13 protein-coding genes are annotated in these 16,066 nt (G+C 74.1%); 10 read left to right on the top strand and 3 right to left on the bottom strand.

The genetic code is table 11. The features are described 5' to 3' along the window. The first annotated feature begins 4 nt into the window (after positions 1 to 4). The gene (locus UK12_RS00975) at positions 5 to 1,102 is read left to right on the top strand and encodes an NAD(P)/FAD-dependent oxidoreductase (RefSeq protein WP_045298303.1); all 1,098 of its coding nucleotides are present in this window, start codon (positions 5 to 7) and stop codon (positions 1,100 to 1,102) included. A gap of 108 nt (positions 1,103 to 1,210) precedes the next feature. Here the strand turns inward: UK12_RS00975 and UK12_RS00970 are convergent, their stop codons facing one another. Beyond that, a complete protein-coding gene (locus UK12_RS00970; RefSeq protein WP_045298301.1) occupies positions 1,211 to 2,611 on the bottom strand; it encodes a cation:dicarboxylate symporter family transporter in 1,401 nt (466 codons plus the stop codon). A gap of 144 nt (positions 2,612 to 2,755) precedes the next feature. Between UK12_RS00970 and UK12_RS00965 the strand changes: the two genes are divergently transcribed. The 5 genes from UK12_RS00965 to UK12_RS00945 all read left to right on the top strand — a co-directional run bounded on the left by UK12_RS00965 (position 2,756) and on the right by UK12_RS00945 (position 8,699). After that, a complete protein-coding gene (locus UK12_RS00965) occupies positions 2,756 to 4,444 on the top strand; it encodes a sensor histidine kinase (protein WP_045298299.1) in 1,689 nt (562 codons plus the stop codon). Beyond that, positions 4,441 to 5,148, top strand: a complete 708-nt coding sequence (locus UK12_RS00960) for a response regulator (protein WP_045298297.1) — start codon at positions 4,441 to 4,443, stop codon at positions 5,146 to 5,148. Before UK12_RS00965 ends, UK12_RS00960 begins: the two co-directional genes overlap by 4 nt. A gap of 311 nt (positions 5,149 to 5,459) precedes the next feature. Next, entirely contained in the window at positions 5,460 to 6,350 is an 891-nt protein-coding gene (locus UK12_RS00955) for an SDR family NAD(P)-dependent oxidoreductase (protein ID WP_045298295.1), read from the top strand. 66 nt (positions 6,351 to 6,416) lie between these two features. Continuing rightward, a complete protein-coding gene (locus tag UK12_RS00950; RefSeq protein ID WP_045298293.1) occupies positions 6,417 to 6,998 on the top strand; it encodes a TetR/AcrR family transcriptional regulator in 582 nt (193 codons plus the stop codon). A 420-nt stretch (positions 6,999 to 7,418) separates the two neighbouring features. Further along, complete coding sequence (locus UK12_RS00945) at positions 7,419 to 8,699, top strand: MFS transporter (RefSeq protein WP_045298291.1); 1,281 nt, start codon at positions 7,419 to 7,421, stop codon at positions 8,697 to 8,699. Positions 8,700 to 8,707: 8 nt separating this feature from the next. Here UK12_RS00945 and UK12_RS00940 read toward each other — a convergent pair whose 3' ends face one another. Continuing rightward, positions 8,708 to 9,412, bottom strand: coding sequence for a class I SAM-dependent methyltransferase (locus UK12_RS00940; protein ID WP_082119186.1), 705 nt, complete (start codon positions 9,410 to 9,412; stop codon positions 8,708 to 8,710). Between the two features lie 185 nt (positions 9,413 to 9,597). Here UK12_RS00940 and UK12_RS00935 point away from each other — a divergent pair, with 185 nt between their 5' ends. The 4 genes from UK12_RS00935 to UK12_RS00920 all read left to right on the top strand — a co-directional run bounded on the left by UK12_RS00935 (position 9,598) and on the right by UK12_RS00920 (position 15,207). After that, positions 9,598 to 11,007: a diaminobutyrate--2-oxoglutarate transaminase family protein gene (locus UK12_RS00935; protein WP_197084441.1), complete on the top strand. Its 1,410-nt coding sequence runs from the start codon at positions 9,598 to 9,600 to the stop codon at positions 11,005 to 11,007. Positions 11,008 to 11,045: 38 nt separating this feature from the next. Next, on the top strand, positions 11,046 to 12,593 hold the full coding sequence (locus UK12_RS00930) for a pyridoxal phosphate-dependent decarboxylase family protein (RefSeq protein ID WP_045298289.1): 1,548 nt from the start codon (positions 11,046 to 11,048) through the stop codon (positions 12,591 to 12,593). 610 nt (positions 12,594 to 13,203) lie between these two features. Next, complete coding sequence (locus UK12_RS00925; protein WP_045298287.1) at positions 13,204 to 13,938, top strand: tRNA-dependent cyclodipeptide synthase; 735 nt, start codon at positions 13,204 to 13,206, stop codon at positions 13,936 to 13,938. Between the two features lie 66 nt (positions 13,939 to 14,004). Then, entirely contained in the window at positions 14,005 to 15,207 is a 1,203-nt protein-coding gene (locus UK12_RS00920) for a cytochrome P450 (protein ID WP_045298286.1), read from the top strand. Between the two features lie 59 nt (positions 15,208 to 15,266). Here the strand turns inward: UK12_RS00920 and UK12_RS00915 are convergent, their stop codons facing one another. After that, entirely contained in the window at positions 15,267 to 16,064 is a 798-nt protein-coding gene (locus UK12_RS00915; protein ID WP_045298494.1) for an inositol monophosphatase family protein, read from the bottom strand. Positions 16,065 to 16,066: the final 2 nt, after the last annotated feature.

The following is a 16,066-nucleotide window of genomic DNA, read 5'->3' as shown; positions in this document are numbered from 1 at the left end:
GCCGGTGAGCCGTACCGACGTGGTGGTGGTCGGCGGCGGCCCGGCCGGTGCCGTGGTCGCCGCGCTGCTGGCCGCCGCCGATGCGGCCGTCGTCCTGGTGGACGACGGCCGCGCGCCGTGGCGGGCGGTGGGACAGCAGCTGGCGCCGTCCGCGCTGAACGTCCTCCGGCGCCTCGGCGTGGAGCGGCGGCTGGCCGCCGTCTCGATGCCCGTCCAGGAGGCCCGCAGCGCCTGGGCGGACCACGAGCTGGACCACCGCCCGGCGCTGCTCAACCCGTACGGCCCGGCACTGGCGGTCGACCGCACCGCGCTGGACGCGCTGCTGCGCACGGCGGCCCGGGAGGCGGGCGCCAGGGTGGTCCATGGCCACGCCAGGGCGGCGGGCGATCCGGTCGGTCGGGTCGGGTCGAGAGTGGACGGCGGCGTGGACGGCCGGCGGCTGGCCGGGGTGCCGGGGCTCACGGGGCCGGTGCCCGTGGTCGTCGACGCCACCGGTGCGGCCCGGGGTCTCACCCGGGGGCGGCTCGGCTGGCTGGGCGTGGACCGGCTGCGCTGCACCGTCTGGCAGGCCCGGTCGGCGCGAGCGGGCCGGCAGCCCTGGTCGCTGGTGGAGTCGACGGCGGACGGCTGGTGGTACAGCGCGCCCGCTGCCGGGAGCGAGCGGTTGACGGTGATGCAGGTGCGAGAACTCGGCGACACGTCCCGGGCCCAGTCCCCGACGCTGCCGCCCCGGACCGCCGAGCGCCTGGCGGCGCTCCCGTTGCCCCGGCCGGCGGCGCACCGCCTCGCCGTGGTGGGGTGCGCCGACCCGCCGTGGGGGCCGGGCCTGGTGGCGGTGGGCGACGCCGCGCTGTCGGTCGACCCGCTCTCCTCGTCCGGGCTGCGGCACGCCCTGGAGCTGGCAGAGCCTGCGGCCGAGGCGGTGCTGGGCCTGCTGACCGGTGACGACCGGCCTGCGGTGCGGTACACGGGCCTGGTGCGGGCGGCGTTCGTGCGGCATCTGGCGGACCGGCAGTACGTCCACGCGGCTGCGGTGCGCTACCGGGACGAGTCCTTCTGGCGGCAGCGGGCGGGGGACAGCGGGGCGTTCGCGGCCCTGTAGCGGCTCCGGCTCCGGCAACGGGCCCGGTGCGGGCGTACGGCGGGACCAGGCCCCGGCCCGGGGCCGTGCCGGGGCCTGGTCCCGGGCCGGGCCGTACAGGGGTGCCGGTCAGGCGACGGGCTGTTCGGCTTCCCGGGTGCCGGCGGGGGCGTCCGGCTGGGCGGGGACGGTCTCGCCGTGGGTGCCGCTGTCGACCAGGGTGGTCTCGTCGAAGGGCAGCCGGCCGGCCAGGACCTCGCCGAGGCGGTCGTGGTCGAGCTCCTTGGTCCAGTGGCCGATCAGGACCGTGGCCACCGCGTTGCCCGCGAAGTTGGTCAGGGCGCGGGCCTCGGACATGAAGCGGTCGATGCCCACGATCAGGCCGACGCCGTCGACCAGTTCAGGCCGGTGCGACTGGAGGCCGCCCGCCAGGGTGGCCAGGCCCGCGCCGGTGACTCCGGCGGCACCCTTGCTGGCGATCACCATGAAGACCAGCAGGGAGAGCTGCTGGGCGATCGACATCGGCTTGTCCATCGCCTCGGAGATGAAGATCGAGGCCATGGTCAGGTAGATCGCGGTGCCGTCCAGGTTGAAGGAGTAGCCGGTCGGCACGGTGATGCCGACCACCGGGCGGCTGACGCCCAGGTGCTCCATCTTGGCGATCAGCCGGGGCAGCGCGCTCTCCGAGGAGGAGGTGGAGAGGATGAGCAGGAACTCCCGGCCGAGGTAGCTCAGCAGGGCGAGGATGTTCACCCCGGCGAGCAGGCGCAGCATCAGCCCGAGCACCACCACCACGAAGAGCACACAGGTCAGGTAGAACCCGATCATGATGACCGCGAGGCTCTTGAGCGCGGCGGTCCCGGTCGCCCCGACCACCGCCGCCATCGCGCCGAAGGCCCCGATCGGCGCCACCCACATGATCATCGACATGATCCGGAAGACCAGGCGCTGAAGGTGCTCGATCCCGCGCAGCACGGGTGCGCCGGCCGGGCCCATCGCCTGGAGCGCGAAGCCCGCGAGCAGGGCGACCAGCAGGGTCTGCAGCACCTGGCCCTGGGTGAGGGCGGAGAAGGCGGTGGTGGGGATGATGCCGAGCAGGAAGTCCGCCGTGCCCTGCGAGCCGCCGGCGACCTGGGCGTGACCGGTCTTGGCGAGCGCCTGGGTGAGGTGCAGCCCGGAACCGGGGTCCAGCAGGTTGCCGACCAGCAGGCCGATGGCGAGGGCGACGGTCGACATCACCAGGAAGTAGCCGAGGGCGAGTCCGCCGACCCGGCCCACCTTGGCGGCCTTGGAGACCGAACCGATGCCCAGCACGATGGTGCAGAAGATCACCGGGCTGATCATCATCTTGATCAGATTGACGAAGCCCGTCCCGATCGGCTTCAGCTCCACTGCCACGCCCGGCGCGGCCAGTCCGAGCACGATGCCCGCGACCACCGCGACGATCACGGCCAGATAGAGCCGGTGGGTGCGGTCGGCGGGTCTCTTCGCCGCTGCTCCCGTGGTCGGTGCTGCTCCTGTGGTCGCCATCGATGGCTCCTCTGCCCTGTCGTCCCTGACGGCCCGGGTGGTGGGCCGTACCGACTATGGGCGCCGGGCGTGACGGCCGTCACGTTTGCGTTCATAGAGTTCACGCACGTCCGGTCCGCCGCGCGGGCGGTGCACACTGTCGGCATGCACCCGCCCTCCGGCACGCACCGGCGTCCGCACCCCTCGCCGCGCCGCCGCCTGCGCAGTCTGGCCGGGCAGCTGTTCGCGGTGCAGATCGTGATCGTGGCGGCCGTGGTCGCGGGCGGCGCGGTCCTCGCGTACCTGCTCACCGCCGGGCGCGCCGAGGACTCCGCCCGCCACCAGGTCACCGCCGCCGCATGGGCGGTCGCCGATTCGCCGACCGTACGCGAGGCCGTCGCTGGCCCTGACCCCTCGCGCCTGCTCCAGCCGTACGCGGCACAGGTCCAGCGCGACACCGGCGTGGACTTCGTGACGGTCATGGACACCCATGGCATCCGCTGGGCCCACCGCGACCCCGCGCAGATCGGCCGGCTCTTCCTCGGCCACATCGACCAGGCCCTCGCCGGGGGTACCGTCACCGAGACCTACACCGGCACCCTGGGGCCCTCGGTCCGCGTCGTGGTGCCCGTACTCGACGGACAGCACCGGGTGATCGCCCTGGTCAGCGCGGGCATCAAGGTCGAGTCGATCAGCGAACGGCTGCGCGGGCCGCTGCTCGCCCTGGTCGGCGTCGCACTCGCCGCGCTCGCCGTCGGCGGAGTCGGCACCTACCTGGCCAACGCCCGGCTGCGCCGCCACACCCACGGCATGGGCGCCGCCGAACTGAGCCACCTCTACGACTACCACCAGGCGACCCTGCACTCGGTGCGCGAAGGGCTGGTCCTGCTGGACGGCGCCCAGCGGGTGGTGCTCTGCAACGACGCGGCCCACGAACTGCTCGGTCTGTCGGGGGAGTTGGAGGGGCTGGCGGTGTCCGACCTGGGCCTGCCCGAGTCACTCACCCTGGCGCTGCTGGGCCCCGCGCCGGTCCGGGACGAGGTCCACCTCGCGGCGGAACGGGTGGTCGTCCTCAACACCTCGGCCGTCGGCCCCGGTCTCGGCGCCGTGGTGACGCTCCGGGATCACACCGAACTCCAGTCCCTGAGTGGCGAGTTGGACTCCGTCCGGGGCTTTGCCGACGCGCTCAGCGCACAGGCGCACGAGGCGTCCAACCGGCTGCACGCCGTCGTCTCGCTGATCGAACTCGGCCGCCACCGCGAGGCGGTGGAGTTCGCCACCGCCGAACTCGCCCTCGCCCAGCAGCTCACCGACCGGGTGGTCGCCGCAGTCGGCGAACCGGTGCTGGCGGCACTGCTGTTGGGCAAGGCCGCGCAGGCGGCGGAACGCGGTGTCGAGCTCACCCTCACCGAGGACAGCCGGATCGACGACGGGGTCCTGCCGGCCGCGCTCAGCCCGCGCGACCTGGTCACCGTCCTCGGTAACCTGATCGACAACGCGGTGGACGCGGCGATCGAGGGCGCCGCCGCGACCGTCGGCCCGCCCGAGGTCACCGTCACCGCGCGGGCGGACGGCGGTGAACTCCTCCTCCGCATCTCCGACACCGGCCCCGGCATCGACCCGCAGGCCGCCACCGAGGTGTTCCGCCGGGGCTGGAGCACCAAGAGCGGCGGGCGGGGCCTCGGCCTGGCGCTGGTCGCCCAGACCGCCCGGCGCAACGGCGGCACCGTCGAGGTCGGGCGCGAGCGCGGCGCCGTGCTCACGGTCCGGCTGCCGCTGCGGCGGGCGGACGCCGAGGCACCGTCCTTCGGCCGCGACGGCCGCGACGGCAGCGAGTTGGAGCGAGTCGGATGATCGACGTGCTGGTGGTCGAGGACGACCCGGTGGCCGCCGCCGCCCACACCCTGTACGTGCAGCGCACGCCCGGCTTCCGGGTGGCCGCCACCGTCCACACCTGCGCGGACGCGCTGCGCCGGCTGGACCGCGCCCGCGCCGCCGGCACCCCGGTCGACCTGGTCCTGCTGGACCTCTACCTGCCCGACGGGCACGGCCTCCAGCTCTGCCGCACGCTGCGCGCCGCCGGGCACGGCAGCGACATCATCGCCGTCACCTCGGCGCGCGACCTGGCGATGGTCCGGCAGGCGGTCTCGGCCGGAGTCGTCCAGTACCTGCTGAAGCCCTTCAGCAGCGCCGCCCTGCACGACCGGCTGGAGCGCTACGCCCGCTACCGCGACACCCTCGCGCGCACCGGCGAGGCCACCGGGCAGGACGAGGTGGACCAGGCCTTCGCCGCACTCCGGGCCACCCCCGAACGCAGCGCCCTGCCCAAGGGGCTCAGTGCCCCGACCCTGGAGGCGGTCGCGGCCGTGCTCCGCAACGCAGAGTCGGGCCTCTCCTCCGCAGCGGCGGGGGCCGCCGCCGGAGTCTCCCGGATCACCGCCCGCCGCTACCTGGAACACCTGGTCGACATCGGCCTGGCCGTCCGCGAACCCCAGTACGGACAGGTCGGCCGCCCCGAACTCTGCTACCGGATCAACCCGCAGCGCTCCACCTCCTGACCGCTCGCGGGCGCACGGGTGGGCGCACGGGCGGATCGGGTTGCCCAGCGGCCGGTGTCAACCAGCCATCTCACGTTGCTGTGCCGTCAGGTTCTCGGGACGGCCCCCGGATGCCTGCGCGGTCGTAGAGCCGCTGATGCCACTCGCCGGCGTCCGGTCCGGGCTCGGGGACTGGGAAACCCTCATCACGACCCCGGGCCTCTCACCTCACGTGATCAGCCGGAGAGGCTAATCGGATAGTCCATCCGATTGTGTGCTACGGTCGCGCCAAGCGGATGAAGTATCCGAATGCCTGTTGGGGTGGATGAGCCATGAAGAAGACTGCTGTGGTGACGGCCGGAACGGCCGGCATCGGCCTGGAGACGGCGCTGGGGCTGGCTGCTGCCGGCTTCGCGGTCACCGTGGTCGGGCGCAACGCCGACCGGGGCGCCCGGGCGGTCGACCGAATCAACGCGACGAGCCCGGCACACCCTGCCCGGTTCCTGCCGGCCGACCTCGCCTCGCTCGACGAAGTGCGCGCGCTCGCCCACCGGATCGCCGGCGACCACGCCGCCTCGGGCGAACCGCTGACCGTGCTGGTCAACAACGTCGGGGCGATGTTCGCGGATCGACGGGACCTGGGCGGCGTCGAGGCATCGTTCGTCGTCAACCACCTCTCGCCGTACCTGCTGACCGAGCTGCTGCTGCCCACACTGACGGCCGGTGCGCCGAGCAGGATCGTGAACGTGACCTCGGGAGCGGTCGGGGTCGCTAAGCGGGTGTTCGACGGCGTCGAGCCGCCCGGCGGCTACTACGGCTTCCACTGGTACGGCCGCGCCAAGCTCGCCAACCTCGCCTACACGCTCGACCTGGCCGCCCGGCTGGACGGTACGGGCGTATCGGTCTTCGCCGCCGACCCCGGAGGCGCGGCGACCGACATGACCAACGGCACCCTGACCGACCCGAAGATCGTCTCGCCCGCCCTGCGGCTGCTGTGGCCGCTGGTGCGCCGCAGGTTCGAACGCTCGACCTCCGGTCCGGCGTCCGTGGCGGCCAGGCCCTCGATCGTCGCCGCCACCGACGGCGCCCTGACGGGGCGGACCGGCATCGTCATCGGCGCCCAGGCGCGCCCGGTGGCGCCCTTCCGCGCGGCGACCGACCCCCGCGTCGCCGAGGCCGTGCGCCGACTCGGCGAACAGCACGCGCCTCTTGCGGCCGCCTGACCTGCCATGCAGTGTCCGCACGGGCGGCGGGGCCATCCGGATGGTCGATCCGATTAACATGTCCCCATGACGACGACACCACTGCGCAAGGACGCGGCCCGCAACTGGGACCAGATCGTCGCCGTCGCCCGTGCCCTGGCCGACCAGGGCACACCGTTGCAGCTCAACGACGTCGCCCGCCGCGCCGGACTCGGCGTCGGCACCGTCTACCGCCACTTCGCCACGCCCGAGGCGCTGCTGGAGACCATCGCCACCCCCTGCCTGGAAGCCCTGGCCGCCCACGGCGAGCAGGCGATGGCCGACACCGACCCCTGGCGCGCGCTGGAGGGCTTCCTGACCCGCACCGTCGAAGCGCAGGTCACCGACGCCTCCCTGGCCCCGGTCGCCGCCGCAGCCGCAGACACCCTGCCGCGCACCACGGAACTCAAGACATCGATGTGGTCGGCCGGCGCCACACTCCTCGACCGCGCGCGCGAGGCCGGGGCAGTCCGCCCCGACCTGGCCTCGGCCGACCTGGTCCCGCTCATGTGCGGCATCGCCTACGCCGTCAACGTCCACGGCGGCACCCCCGCCGACCGGATCGACACCGCCCGTCGCTACCTGGCCACCCTGCTCGGGGGCCTGCGCGCCACACCGACGAACGCGTGAGCTACGTCCCGCGTCACGATTGAAACGCTGTCGCGTGATCGACCGTGAGCGGATCGTAGCCAACGGCGGGTGGGCCGGTCTGCAGTGCGGTCAGCCGGAGACGTCGGTGGCGATGCGGGCCACGACGGTGGCCAGGGGAGCTGGGCCGGTCGGCAGGACACCCAGTCGTCCTCGCCGAACCCGTCGTCCGGAAGGGTCTCGAACTCGTCCTCTTCGGGCAGTTCGGCAGCGGGGGGCGAGACTCGGCAGCACCTGGGCGAGAAGGTTTCGCGGACGCCCGCCTCGGCTGACCCCGGCGGGCGGATCGCGGCTGGTGGATCCGGCGGGCCGGGGGCTGGCCGACGGGGTGTGCTGCGCCCGGGAGGTCGCGGGGGCGTCCCGGGTTGACTTCAAGTGCGGTTGAACTGCCAGCCTGCGCGCATGATCCTTCGAGGGCCGGTCCGGCTCGTACCCAGGCAGTACCGGGAGCTGCTCGTGCACCGTCCGTTCCGGCGTCTGCTGCCGACGCTGGCGGCGTCCGATCTGGGGGACGGCATGAGCGTGGTGGCCGTGGTGTGGCTCGCCGTGCAGATCGCGCCGCCCGGTGCGGCCGGGCCGGAGCTCGGCATCGCCGTCGCCGCCTTCGCGCTGCCGGGGGCGGTCGGGGCGCTGCTGTTCGGACGGTGGGTCCGGCGGCTACCCGCCCGGCGGCTGCTGCGGGCGGACAGCTGGACCCGGGCGGTGTTCCTGGGCTGTGTGCCGGTGGCCTGGGCGGCCGGGCTGCTGGACCCGGTGCTTTACCCGGTCCTGCTCGCCTGTTCGTCGCTGCTGCATGCCTGGGGAGGTGCCGCCAAGTACGCGCTGGTCGCCGAAGTGACGCCGCCGGAGCGGCGGTTGGCGGCGAACGCGCTGCTGAGCACCAGTGCCTGGGTGTCCACGATCGCCGGGCCGGCGTTCGCCGGAGTCCTGACCCCGGTGATCGGACCCGCCTGGATCATCGGTCTGGACGCCCTGAGCTTCGCCGTGCTGGCGGTCCAGACCACCCGCCTGGGCGCCCCGGCCTCGGAGCGGGGCACGCCGCAGCCGGCCGACGCGCCCGCCGGGCGGGCCCTGCAGCTGCTGCGCCGACGGCCCGAACTGCTCGGACTGCTCGTCGTCACCTGGTTCTTCAACGCCTGCTACGGACCGGTGGAGGTGGCGCTGCCGCTCTTCGTCAAGGGCGATCTCGGGGCCGGGGCGGGCCTGCTCGGGCTGTACTGGGCGGTCTTCGGCGCCGGCGCGATCGTCGGAGCGCTGACCTTCGGCGGTCTGCGCAGGCTGCCGCTGTGGCCGGTGGTCCTGGGTGTCGTCGCGGGCCACGGTGTCATCCTGCTGCCGTTCGCGCTCGACGCACCGGCCGCCGTCTCGCTCGCGGCGTTCGCGCTGGGCGGGGTGATCTACGGTCCGTACAGCGCGCTGTCCCTCAGCCTGTTCCAGAACCGCACCCCCTCGGCCTGGTTGACCACGGTGCTCGCGTTCCGGGGCGCGGTGCTGCTGACCGCCTCCCCGCTGGGTGCCGCCCTCGGCGGCCCGCTCAGCGCGGTGCTCGGCCCCCGGCGCACGTTGGCGGGTGCGGGTGTCGGCATGGTTCTCGTCGCGGTGATCGCGGCCTCGGTGCGGATGCTCCGACGGCGCCCGGCCGTCGCCGGGTCGGAGGACCGCACCGGGCCGTCCCCGGCCTGAACGTTCCTTCAGGACGAGCGGGTTGCGAGCGCGAGGTAGCGGTCGTCGGTGTCGGTGTAGTGGGTGAGGCGCCAGCCTGCGGCGGCCAGCTGGGGGCGGAGGTTGGGTTCGGCCCGGAGGTCGTCGGGGGTGAGCTCGCGGCCGTGGCGGGCGGCGAGGGCGGCGCGGCCGATCGGGTGGAAGAGCGCGAGCACGCCGCCGGGGCGGGTGACGCGGGCGAGTTCGCGCAGATCGGCCGGCGGGTCGGGCAGGTGCGAGATCAGACCGGCGCCGAAGACGGCGTCCAACGTGCCGTCGCGCAGCGGGAGATGGCAGACATCGCCGTTGACCAGTCCGGCCTCGGCGCGGTGGGCGAGGGCCTCGCGGAGCATCTCGGGGGTCAGGTCCAGTCCGAGGACGGTGCCCTCCGGGCCCACGGCGGCCCGCAGACGGGGCAGTGCCCGGCCGGTGCCGCAGCCCGCGTCGAGCACGAAGTCGCCCGAGGCGAGCCCGAGTGCGGCGACGGCTTCGGCGTAGCGCGGACCGTCGTCGGGGAACCGGCTGTCCCAGTCGGCGGCGCGGACGGCGAAGAACTCGCGGGCCTGTTCCCGCTCGGCCCGTTCGTCCCGCCCGACGTTCCCGGTCAGCCCGGCCCGTCCGACCCGTCCGACCCGCTCGGCCCGCTCCGCCTCGCCGGTCCGGGAGTGGTTCGGCTGCTCGGCTCGGTACGTCATCGGCGGCTCCTCGCGCTCCGGGCTCCGGGGTCTCACGGCGGCAGCGTACGTGACCTCGAGCGGTGTCCGGTCGTTGGGGGAGGTGAGGGTGCATCACCCGATCGGGTGGAGTTCGGGGTGACGGGCGGACCGGGCAGGCCAGGAGAGTAAAGTTAGCCTAACCTAACTTCACTTGGGAGCTCTCCTTGACGCTGACCGCCCACACCGCCGGGTCGACCGCTCACACCCCTGGGCCCGGGGCCGGCGACGGGATCCTGCGCCGCCAGCGCATCCGCGAGTCGGCCGCCCGTACGTACGCGCGCTCGTTCCCCATCGTGCCGGTGCGCGCCAACGGCATGACGGTGGAGGGTGCGGACGGGCGGCGCTACCTCGACTGCCTCTCCGGCGCGGGCACGCTGGCGCTCGGTCACAACCACCCGGTGGTGCTGGAAGCGATCCGCCGCACCCTGGACAGCGGCGCCCCGCTGCACCTGCTCGACCTCGCCACCGCGGAGAAGGACGACTTCACCACCACCCTGTTCGAGAGCCTGCCGCAGGAGTTCGCCGAGCAGGGCCGGGTGCACTTCTGCGGCCCCGCCGGGACGGACGCGGTCGAGGCCGCGCTCAAGCTGATGCAGACCGCCACCGGGCGGCGCGGTGCGCTCGCCTTCACCGGGGCGTACCACGGCATGACGGCCGGCGCGCTGGCGGTCACCGGCAACGTCGGCATCAAGTCCCCGCTGCCCAGCGGGGGAGAGGTCACCAGGCTGCCGTACCCGTACGCCTACCGCTGCCCGTTCGGGCTCGGCGAGCAGGGTGCGGGGCTCGGCGCGACCTACATCGAGCGGCTGCTCGACGACCCCGCCGGGGGCGTGCTGCCGCCCGCCGCGATGATCCTGGAGGCGGTGCAGGGCGAGGGCGGAGTGGTGCCCGCCCCCGACGGCTGGCTGCGCGAGATGCGGCGGATCACCGCCGAGCGCGGCATCCCGCTGATCGTGGACGAGGTGCAGACCGGGGTGGGCCGGACCGGCGCGATGTGGGCGGTCGAGCACAGCGGCATCGTCCCGGACGCCATGGTGCTCTCCAAGGCGATCGGCGGCAGCCTGCCGCTCGCGGTCGTCGTCTACCGCGAGGAGTACGACGGCTGGCACCCCGGCGCGCACACCGGCACCTTCCGGGGCAACACGCTCGCGATGGCCGCCGGCGCCGCCACCCTGCGCTTCGTGGCCGCCAACGGACTGGCCGAACGGGCCGCACTGGTGGGCGTCCGGATCGCGGACCGGCTGCGAGGACTCAGCGGCCGCCTGCCCGTGATCGGGGACGTCCGGGGGCGCGGGCTGATGCTCGGCGTCGAACTGGTCGACCCGAGCGGCGAGCCGGACACCTGCGGCGCGTACCCGGCCGACCCGCAGCTGGCCGTCCGGGTCCGTGCCGCCTGCCTCCAGCGGGGCCTGATCGTGGAACTCGGCGGACGCCACGACGCGGTACTGCGCCTGCTGCCGCCGCTGACCATCACCGACGAGCAGGCCGAGGCGGTCCTCGACCGGCTCGCGGACGCGATCGAGTCCGCCTCGGCCGAGTCCGCCGCAGTCGAGGGCCCCGCGGGCCAGGCGTGAACGGCGGGGAGTCGAGCGGAAGGGAACGGGATCGCGGCATGGAGCCCTCCGGCGAGCAGGTCCCCCTGTCCGGCGGGGTGCACGGCCCGGCGGCCCTGCGCGAACTGGTCGAACTGGCGCTGACCGCCATGGAAGTGGGGGCCGAGCGCCGGGGCGGCCCGATCCCGGCCGGTGAACCGGAGGCGCTCGCCCGGCAGTTCGAAGGCGCCTTCGGATACGTCTGGGACAGCACCGAGTCGGGCGAGAAGGCCGACGAGGACGCGCTGCTGCGCCTGACCGAACTGCTCGCGTACGGCAGCGCCGACCCCGCCGACCCGTCCTGCGCCGCGCACCTGCACGGCCCGCCGCTGGCCGTCGCGGTCGCCGCCGACCTCGCCGTCTCCGCCCTCAACCCCTCGCTGGACTCCTGGGACCAGGCGCCCGCCGCCACCGCCCTGGAGACGGCCCTGATCGGCGAGCTCGCCGAACTGGTCGGCTACCGGCCGGAGTCGGCCGCCGGCGTCCTCACCTCCGGCGGCACCGAGTCCAATCTGATGGGCCTGATGCTGGCGCGCGACCAGGTCCTCGGCGGCGGCCGCAGCGTGGAACTGGACGGCCTGCCCGCGGGCGCACGTCCCAGGATCTTCGCCTCCGAGGCGGCGCACTTCTCCGTCCAGCGCGCCGCCGCCCTGCTCGGCCTCGGCGAGCGCGCGGTGGTCACCGTCCCGGTCGACCGCGAACTGCGGATGGACCCCGACCGCCTCGCCGACTCGCTGGCCGCGTCGGTGGCCGACGGGGCGACGCCGATCGCCGTGGTCGCCACCGCCGGGACCACCGACACCGGCGGGATCGACCCGCTGCACGCGATCGCCGACCTGGCCGCCGAGTACGACGCCTGGCTGCACGCGGACGCGGCGTACGGCGGCGGCGCACTGCTCTCCGACCGCCTCGCCCCGCTGCTCGACGGCATCGCCCGCGCCGACTCGGTCGCGCTCGACTGGCACAAACTGGGCTGGCAGCCCGCCGCCGCCGGGGTCTTCCTGGTCCGCCGGGCACAGACCTACGCCTCGCTCGCCCGGCGCGCCGTCTACCTCAACCCCGCCGACGACGAGCAGGCCGGCTACCCGAGCCTGCTCGGCCTCTCGCTGCGCACCACCCGCCGGGCCGACGCCTTCAAGATCGCCGTCACGCTCCGGACCTTCGGCCGCCGCGGCCTGGGCCGACTTGTCGACACCTGTCACGAACTGGCCTGCTCCGCCGCGGCGGCGATCCGTGCCGAACCGGCCCTCGACCTGCACTGCGAGCCGATCCTGAGCACCGTGGTGTTCCGCTACCTGCCGACCTGCCCCGTTCCGCCGGGCCCGCTCGGCCCGGCGGCGGCCGACCGGTCCGCCGATCAGTTCGCCGACCGGTTCAACGCCGAGCTGCGCCGGGTGCTGCTCCGCGAGGGCCGGGCCGTGGTGGGCCGGACCGAGCTGCCGGGCACGGGCCCGGGGCGGGTCCGGCTGAAGCTGACCCTGCTCAATCCGAACACCTCGGCGGCCGAAGTCGCTGCGCTGCTCGACACCGTGGTCCGGACCGGAAGGGAGCTGGAGCGGAATATCTGACGATACGTCAGTAGTGTTGCCGGTCGCCAGACTTTGCGCGGCTTCGGGCCCGTCGCCTGGAGGAACGCACACTGGCGGCAGGTGCCGCCGACCGGTAGCGGGCCGGCGCCGAAGCATCCGTGAACATACGGTTCGGCGCCTTGTCCAGCCGGATCAGGCCATAGCGGGGCCACATCCGGCCATCGGCCCGACCGGGCTTGCGGATCCGGTGATCACCGGCGGTAACTTCTTGTAGCCGCCGCCACACCAGGAGCACACGGCTCCTCGGGACTCGCGGCGCAAGGGGGATTCGCCTTGCGCGACCTCGAACCCGCGGTCCCTGCGGCCTGTCGACCCGAAGAACCCGGGCCGGCGGCACCGGCGCCGTTCTCGTAGGACCGCCGGCACGTCCCTCTCGTAGTCGGTCCGGCCCCCCAGCTCGACCCGTCCGGCGCGGCACCCTGCCCCGGACCGGCCGGCAGAGCCGCCTGCCCGGAGTCACCCCAACCCGGTGATCCGGTGTGCCCGTCGGCAGCCGGACCCGCGCCGAACGCCCCCACGCGCCAGTGCCGGCTCCACCCTGCCCGAACCCACTTCAGTGCACTCAGTCCTGCGACGCGGAGGCCGCGGTATGAGCAACACGCTCCTGAGCACCACACGTCCGAGTACCACGCCGCCGCTCTTCGAAGCCCGGCCCTTCTCCGACCGCTGCCGGGCGGTCTGGGACCGCGGCGACCACCTGCTGATCGGCGTCAGCCCGGGGAACAGCTACTTCAGCCACCGGCGGATCACCGAACTGCTGCTCTGGTCGCGGCAGTCCTTCGACGCGGTGGACATCGTCTACGCCGATCTCCATGTGGACGCCCAGTTCACGGTCTGCGGCTATCCGGCCGAACACGCCCTGCGGCGGGCCGACAAGGAGGTCAAGGCCACCCGCCGGCGGGTCCGGCGCGGCGTCGAGGAGTCCGGCCGCAGCGGCGTCGGTATCCACGCGCTCTCCGAGTTCGGCACCGCGCCGGCGTACCTGCGCCTGCGCCGCGCCGTGCAGGACGCGCTGGAGACCGACCAACTCCTGCGGGACGCCGCCGAGTCCATGGCCCGGTCCTTCCTGGCCGCCCGACTGCCCGGGGACGGGGCGCCGTCCTCGGCCCAACTGGCCGCCGGGGTCGCGTACATCACGGCCGAGCTGCCGTTCTTCCTGGACACCCCGAGCCTGCTCGGCGTGCCCTCCTCGGTCTCCTGCTACCACGCCGAACTGCCGCTCACCCCGGTGCTGTTCGGGCGAGACGAGGGCCTGCGGGCGGTGGCCGGGCAGGCGTACGCCGTGGTCCGGCCGCACCTGGGCCCGCAGACCGATGCCGCCTAGCCGGGCGGCCGCGCCACCCGATCCGCGCCACCCGATCCGCACCAACCACCGAGGAGAACACCAGAGATGACCACGAGTGTGCCGTACGAGTCCGTCTTCCCGCTCTCCCGCCGCGGCGACGTGCTGCCCGAGGAGGCCGTCCGGCTGCGGGAGAAGCATCCGGTGGCCAAGGTCCGCACCATGACGGGCGACGACGCCTGGCTGGTCAGCAGCTACGCGCTGGCCAGGCAGGTGCTGGAGGACGACCGGTTCAGCCTCAAGGACACCGCCAACCCCGGCGTGCCGCGCCAGTACGCGCTGACCATCCCGCCCGAGGTGGTCGACAACATGGGCCGCATCAACAGCGCCGGGCTGCGGAACGCCGTCATGAAGACCCTCTCCCCACGCGCCGACCCGGAGCTGGGCGGTTGGCTGGAGGCCGAGGCGCACCGGCTGATCGACCGCCTGGTGGCCCAGGGCGCACCGGCCGACCTGCGCGACGGCTTCGCCGAGCCGTACTCCGCCGCACTGCACTGCCGACTGCTCGGCATACCGGCCGACGACTGGCGACGGCTGACGTCCGGGATCGACCTCGCCTTCGTGACCAGCCCCGAGCCCTTCGAGGGCTCGACGCCCAACTGGTACAAGGACCTCGGCTACCTGCTGGACCGGCTGAACGCCGACCCCGCGCCCACGGACGGCCTGCTCGGCCGGTTCGTCGAACTGCGCCGCTCGCCGGACGTCTCGGACCGGGTCGACGACGACCTGCTCGCCACCGTCGCCCTCTCGCTCTTCGGCGCCGGTACGGTCTCCACCTCGGCCTTCCTGTTGCACGCCGTCATCGCGCTGCTCCAGCGGCCCGAACTGGCCGACCGGCTGCGAAGCGAGCCGACCGTGATCGCCCCCGCCGTGGAGGAGCTGCTGCGCTACAACCTGTCGATCGGGGACGCGCTGCCCCGGCTCGCAACGGCCGATGTGCAGCTGGGGGAGGTGCTGGTCCGGGCGGGCGAGCTGGTGCTGGTGCTGATCGAGGGCGCCAACCACGACCCCGAGGTGTTCCCGGAGCCGGAGCGGATCGACTTCGACCGCGCGTCCAACCCGCACCTCGCCTTCGGCGCGGGGCGGCACTTCTGCCCGGCCTCCGCGCTGGGCCGCACACACGCCGAGATCGCGCTCCAGGCGCTGGTGGAACGGCTGCCCGAGCTGCGTCCGGCGCTGCCGATCGAGCAGCTGGCGTGGCGTCCGGGGTTCATCAAGCGGCTACCGGAGCGGCTGCCGGTGCTCTGGTGACTCCGGTGCTCCGGTGCTCCGCTGACCGCTGGTGGCCGGCACGGCGGCCGGCCGCCGGGTCAGCGGCCGAGCAGGATCTCGCGGGTGTGCTCCCAGACCGCGGGGTCGGCCGCGACCAGCAGGCCGTCCTCGCCGCCGGGCGGGTCGGGGCGGTACGGGGAGCCGCTCAGCCGGGCGGAGACGCCGCCGGACTCGGTGATCAGCAGCGAGCCGGGGGCGTGGTCCCAGGGCAGGGTGCGCCAGTAGAGGATGAACTCCTGCTCGCCCTCGGCGATCAGCGGGTACTCCATCCCGGCCGAGCGCAGGCCCCCGGAGACCTGGCCGAAGACGCGGGCGCTGGTCAGCATCCGGTGGTGCTCGGCCGGGTCGAGGTAGCGGCTCTTGAGCGTGCCGCGCCACTTCTCCGGGGCGTCGTCGGTGGGGCGGCGGACCAGCCGGTGCCCGTCCCGCCAGGCGCCCGCGCCGAGTTCGGCGCTGTAGGCGGTCTGGGACATCGGCTGCCAGATCCAGGCGGCGACGGCCTGGCCGGCGCGGACCAGCGAGGCCATCACGGCGAAGTCGGGACGGCCCGCGACGAAGTTGGAGGTCCCGTCCACCGGGTCGACCAGCCAGACCGCCGGCTCCTCGACCAGGGCCCGCGCCAGCGAGGGGTCGGCGGCCACCGCCTCCTCGCCGACCACCGGGACGGGGAGCAGCTCGCGCAGCCGCCGGGAGATGATCACCTCGGCCTCCCGGTCGGCTATGGTCACCAGGTCCCCGGGGGCCTTCTCCATGACCTCGCCGTCGGCCAGTGCCCGGAAGCGGGGCTCGACCACCTCGGCCGACACCTCGGCGAGGATCTCCGCCACCTTCTCCATCA

The organism is Saccharothrix sp. ST-888, from assembly GCF_000955975.1.
Lineage (GTDB): Bacteria > Actinomycetota > Actinomycetes > Streptomycetales > Streptomycetaceae > Kitasatospora.
Note: the sequence above shows the minus strand (reverse complement) of the source record. Positions and strands in the feature narration are given on the sequence as shown.

Bases quoted from the DNA above. Each gene is read 5' to 3' on its own strand.
- UK12_RS00965 (WP_045298299.1), top strand. From the start codon at position 2,756: ATGCACCCGCCCTCCGGCACGCACCGGCGTCCGCACCCCTCGCCGCGC.
- UK12_RS00925 (WP_045298287.1), top strand. From the start codon at position 13,204: ATGAGCAACACGCTCCTGAGCACCACACGTCCGAGTACCACGCCGCCG.
- UK12_RS00950 (WP_045298293.1), top strand. From the start codon at position 6,417: ATGACGACGACACCACTGCGCAAGGACGCGGCCCGCAACTGGGACCAG.
- UK12_RS00955 (WP_045298295.1), top strand. From the start codon at position 5,460: ATGAAGAAGACTGCTGTGGTGACGGCCGGAACGGCCGGCATCGGCCTG.
- UK12_RS00930 (WP_045298289.1), top strand. From the start codon at position 11,046: ATGGAGCCCTCCGGCGAGCAGGTCCCCCTGTCCGGCGGGGTGCACGGC.
- UK12_RS00920 (WP_045298286.1), top strand. From the start codon at position 14,005: ATGACCACGAGTGTGCCGTACGAGTCCGTCTTCCCGCTCTCCCGCCGC.
- UK12_RS00940 (WP_082119186.1), bottom strand. From the start codon at position 9,412: ATGACGTACCGAGCCGAGCAGCCGAACCACTCCCGGACCGGCGAGGCG.
- UK12_RS00970 (WP_045298301.1), bottom strand. From the start codon at position 2,611: ATGGCGACCACAGGAGCAGCACCGACCACGGGAGCAGCGGCGAAGAGA.
- UK12_RS00945 (WP_045298291.1), top strand. From the start codon at position 7,419: ATGATCCTTCGAGGGCCGGTCCGGCTCGTACCCAGGCAGTACCGGGAG.
- UK12_RS00915 (WP_045298494.1), bottom strand. From the start codon at position 16,064: ATGGAGAAGGTGGCGGAGATCCTCGCCGAGGTGTCGGCCGAGGTGGTC.
- UK12_RS00960 (WP_045298297.1), top strand. From the start codon at position 4,441: ATGATCGACGTGCTGGTGGTCGAGGACGACCCGGTGGCCGCCGCCGCC.